General features: G+C 66.7%; 6 protein-coding genes, 1 tRNA gene and 1 pseudogene. 6 read left to right on the top strand and 2 right to left on the bottom strand.

Going from position 1 to position 4,073, the window contains the following annotated elements; genetic code table 11:
- Window positions 1–1,152, bottom strand: a 1,152-nt coding sequence (locus QOI01_RS09470; protein WP_526380208.1) for a pyruvate dehydrogenase E1 component-related protein, incomplete at its 3' end; no start/stop codon positions are given.
- A gap of 174 nt (window positions 1,153–1,326) precedes the next feature.
- Here QOI01_RS09470 and QOI01_RS09465 point away from each other — a divergent pair.
- From QOI01_RS09465 to QOI01_RS09450, 4 genes are all read left to right on the top strand, one after another.
- Window positions 1,327–1,878, top strand: a complete 552-nt coding sequence (locus QOI01_RS09465) for an Rv2240c family protein (protein ID WP_526380206.1) — start codon at window positions 1,327–1,329, stop codon at window positions 1,876–1,878.
- Window positions 1,879–1,964: 86 nt separating this feature from the next.
- Window positions 1,965–2,387: a DUF3052 family protein gene (locus tag QOI01_RS09460; RefSeq protein WP_526380204.1), complete on the top strand. Its 423-nt coding sequence runs from the start codon at window positions 1,965–1,967 to the stop codon at window positions 2,385–2,387.
- 1 nt (window position 2,388) lies between these two features.
- Window positions 2,389–2,853 carry a peroxiredoxin gene (locus QOI01_RS09455; RefSeq protein WP_526380202.1) on the top strand — a complete coding sequence of 155 codons (465 nt, stop codon included), beginning with the start codon at window positions 2,389–2,391 and terminating at the stop codon, window positions 2,851–2,853.
- Window positions 2,854–2,899: 46 nt separating this feature from the next.
- Window positions 2,900–2,974, top strand: a tRNA-Val gene (locus QOI01_RS09450).
- A 266-nt stretch (window positions 2,975–3,240) separates the two neighbouring features.
- Here the strand turns inward: QOI01_RS09450 and QOI01_RS09445 are convergent.
- Window positions 3,241–3,447, bottom strand: a complete 207-nt coding sequence (locus tag QOI01_RS09445) for a tyrosine-type recombinase/integrase (protein WP_526380200.1) — start codon at window positions 3,445–3,447, stop codon at window positions 3,241–3,243.
- A 14-nt stretch (window positions 3,448–3,461) separates the two neighbouring features.
- Between QOI01_RS09445 and QOI01_RS09440 the strand changes: the two genes are divergently transcribed.
- Both QOI01_RS09440 and QOI01_RS09435 read left to right on the top strand, forming a co-directional pair.
- Window positions 3,462–3,629 carry a hypothetical protein gene (locus QOI01_RS09440; RefSeq protein ID WP_526380198.1) on the top strand — a complete coding sequence of 56 codons (168 nt, stop codon included), beginning with the start codon at window positions 3,462–3,464 and terminating at the stop codon, window positions 3,627–3,629.
- 64 nt (window positions 3,630–3,693) lie between these two features.
- Window positions 3,694–4,073: pseudogene (locus QOI01_RS09435) on the top strand (transposase); the annotation flags it as partial.

Genomic DNA, 4,073 nt, shown 5'->3' with positions numbered 1-4,073 from the left:
GGCGTCCGTCATGGGTTCGACCAGGGCCTTGGTGCGCGGATCACGGCCGAAGAAGTGGTCGCGGACGTAGCCGCCGTCGTTGGCCTTGTAGGTCTGGTAATCACCGTCGGGCGTGGTGTTCATCAGGTTGACCAGAGCGCCGTCGCGGTCGGCGTGCAGCAACGCGTCCCACTCGCGTCCCCACACCACCTTGATGACGTTCCAGCCCGCGCCGCGGAAGAACGACTCCAGCTCCTGGATGATCTTGCCGTTGCCGCGCACAGGACCGTCCAGGCGCTGCAGGTTGCAGTTCACCACGAAGGTCAGGTTGTCCAAACCTTCCAGCGCGGCGACGTGGGTGAGCCCGCGGCTCTCCGGCTCGTCCATCTCGCCGTCGCCGAGGAACGCCCACACGTGCTGATCGGAGGTGTCCTTGAGGCCGCGGTCGTGCAGGTAGTGGTTGAACCGGGCCTGATAGATGGCGTTCATCGGGCCAAGGCCCATGGACACCGTCGGGAACTCCCAGAAGTCGGGCATCAACCTCGGGTGCGGGTAGGACGGGATGCCGCCGCCGGGATGGCTGTGCTCCTGGCGGAACCCGTCGAGCTTGTCCGCGGTTAGCCGGCCCTCGAGGAACGCGCGGGCGTAGATGCCCGGCGAGGCGTGACCCTGGATGAAGACCTGGTCACCGCCGCCGGTGTGCGCCTTGCCGCGGAAGAAGTGGTTGAAGCCGACCTCGTAGAGCGCCGCAGACGACGCGTACGTCGAAATATGGCCGCCCACGCCGACTCCCGGTCGTTGCGCACGGTGCACCATGATGGCGGCGTTCCATCGGATCCAGGCGCGGTAACGCCGTTCGACGTCCTCGTCGCCCGGGAACCACGGCTCCAGTTCGGTCGGGATCGTGTTGACGTAGTCCGTCGACGTCAATGCCGGAAGGGCGACGCGCTGTTCGCCAGAGCGCTCCAGCAGGCGGAGCATCAGGTACCGCGCGCGGGCGGGGCCGGAGCGCTCCACCAGGGCGTCGAACGACTCGAGCCACTCGGTGGTCTCTTCGGGATCGATGTCGGGTAGATAGGAGGCGACGCCGTCGCGAATGACGCGCACCCTGTCGGGTTCGCTTGCGGCGCCAGAGTTTTGAGCCAGGTCTTGGCGCGCGAACTCGGTGGTCAACTGAAGCTCCTTGGTTGGCGTGATCCGGGGCTCGTGACCCCGTCAAACGTGACTTTCATCTTCATTTCGAAGTCGTACCCATCGTGCCCCCATCGTGCCGCATGTGTTCCATCGGGGTTGGCCTAGTGAAATGAACCGGCGATGAATCGGGCCAGACGGTACGGTCTGAAGACTGTGACGACTGGGCGGCGGACATTGCGGCTGCGTGTCGTCGGCCTCGTCGCGGGCAGCCTCGCAGGCCTGGCGATGATCGTGGTCGGCTGCACGGGCGTCACCAAGGGCACCGCCACCTTCGACAAGGCCGACGCGCCCGAATACCGGGCGTCGGTGGCATCGAGTTCGGCCGCCCGCGCGTCGGAACGGCAGGTGGCCGTCAGGAAGGCGGCCGTGCACACCTCCTGTGACGCCTTCGGCTCGAGCAGTGGCGACTCGGTGGCAGCGGTCAATGCCTACGTGGACGCGTACAACAACGACGCGCCCGACGCGACGAACAAGTCCGGACCTGCGATCGACTCGCTGAAGAAGAGCGCTGACCTGGTTTCGGGCAGCCTGTCCGACCCCCTGCCCCCCGACCTGACCAATGCCCTCAACGGCTGGGTCGACGCCGCTCGGCAGCTGGCCGACGCCATTTCGCGCGCGTCGGGGCCGGATGACTTCAACGCCTCCATCCGCCATCTCAACGATTCGAAGACCTCGGCTGCGACCGCGTGCGAGGCCGCTTATTGATCTTTCGGGACGCCAGGAGTCGGGTGATGCCCCCCGGCGTGCAACGATAGGGCAAAAGCTGAACACGCTGGCTGAAGGAGGAGAGAGTGGTTGCGGCGGACTCGCCGAACTACGCCCAGAAACTGGGCATCGAGAAGAATCAACTCGTCCAGGAGCTCGGCTGGGACGAGGACACCGATGACGAGATTCGGTTCGACATCGAGGATGCGAGCGGTGGCGAGCTTCTCGACGAGGACGCGGAGGACGTCATCGACGTCGTTCTGCTCTGGTGGCGTGACGACGACGGCGACCTCGTGGACCGTCTGATGGACGCGATCACCCCGCTGGCCGAGGACGGCGTCGTGTGGGTCGTCACGCCCAAGACCGGGCAGCCCGGTCACGTGCGACCGGCCGACATCGCCGAGTCTGCGCCGACGGCGGGTCTGATGCAGACCTCGTCGGCCAACCTCGGCGACTGGATCGCGAGCCGACTGGTACAGCCGAAGTCCAAGACGGCGGGGCGCCGCTAGCGTGCTCGACGTCGGCGCAGGCGCGCCTGACTTCACGTTGAAGGACCAGGACGGCCGGCCCGTCACACTGAGTACGCTCCTGGGCGCCAAGGATGTGTTGTTGGTGTTCTTCCCCTTGGCGTTCACGGGAATCTGCCAGCGCGAACTGGACGAGATCAACGCCCGCCTCGCGGACTTCGTCAACGACGGCACGCAGACCCTGGCTGTCTCCGTGGGGCCACCGCCGACCCACAAGGTCTGGGCCAGGCAGAGCGGCTTCACGTTCCCGATGCTGTCCGACTTCTGGCCGCACGGTGAGGTGGCTCAGGCGTACGGCGTGTTCAACGCCGACGCTGGGTTCGCCAACCGCGGCACGTTCGTGATCGACCGTGCAGGCATCGTCAGGTTCGCGGAGATGAAGGGACCCGGTGAGCCCCGCGATCAGTCGGTGTGGACGGACGCGCTCACCGCGTTGCGCGCCGACTGACGGGATTTCCCGTCGCGGCTCGTCGCCGTGTAGCCTGCCCGAGCACGGGCGTGTAGCTCAGTGGTAGAGCTCTGGTTTTACACACCAGCGGTCGTGGGTTCGATCCCCTCCGCGCCCACCACCATACTCGCAGCTCAGGGCCCTGGGCGGGACTAGTGCAGGTTTGTTCCAAACCCACGTTTGTGCCAAGAGTGTGCCAACTGGCTTCACACGAGCGAGCGACTGCGGGAGCCATCCCCGAAAAGGTGAATGGCAGTGCGGTCCAGCTACCGAGTTTCATCGAGACACCGACGATGGGAATTACGCGGACGCCAAGGCTGGATGCGCGTAGCGATCCGACCTTCAGTCGATGGGATGCGGCAATGACGACGGAGCGAGTGACGCCGGTCAGGGCGTGGTCGTACCGATGCTCGGCTTGGCGCTCAGCAGCACGTTGCCCGCGGACGCGAGCGCGTCGTCGTAGACATGGCCGTAGATCCGCAAGGTCATCGCCGGATCATGACCGAGCCACTTGGCCACCGCCGACGCGGTCGTCCTACTGTCGAGCATTCGTGTGGCGGCGGTGTGTCGGGCGTCGTGCCGGATGAGCGGCACCCCGCAGCCTTGCCATGACCGGCGAAAGTCTTGGAGTAGGTCTCTGGCCGGATCGGGGTCTCATCCTCACCGACGGCCACGAGTCCGGTGTCCCGGTAACCCTCGCCGAACGCCAACCGTTCGGCCGACTGCTGGCTGTGCAGCGCCCGCCGCGCCGCCATGGCCTCGACGGGCATCGCTAGCGTGCGCCGAGAGCGCTCCGACTTCGGTGCGCCGGTCGTCGTGCCTGCGCTGCGCACCTGGCGGTTGTGTGGACGCGTTGATCTGCTCCCGGGGTCCGACGTGCGCGCGTTCCTCGACATCGACTCGTTGCTGCGCCCGGTCTACGGACACGCCAAACAGGGCGCCTCCTACGGGCACACGAAGATCGCCGGCAAGCAGGTGCTGCGCAAGGGCTTCTCACCGTTGGCGACCACGATCAGCACCGATACAGCGGCCCCGGTGATCGCCGGGATGCGACTGCGCGCAGGCAGGACCGGTTCGGGCAAGGGCGCCGGGCGCATGGTCGCCCAAGCAATTGCCACCGCCCGCGCCGCTGGAGCCAGCGGCCAGATTCTGGTCCGTGGCGATTCGGCCTACGGCAACCGCGCGGTCGTGGCGGCGTGTGTGCGACACGGCGCGCAATT

The sequence above is a fragment of the Mycobacterium sp. genome (assembly GCF_032162605.1).
Classification (GTDB): domain Bacteria; phylum Actinomycetota; class Actinomycetes; order Mycobacteriales; family Mycobacteriaceae; genus Mycobacterium.
Note: the sequence above shows the minus strand (reverse complement) of the source record. Positions and strands in the feature narration are given on the sequence as shown.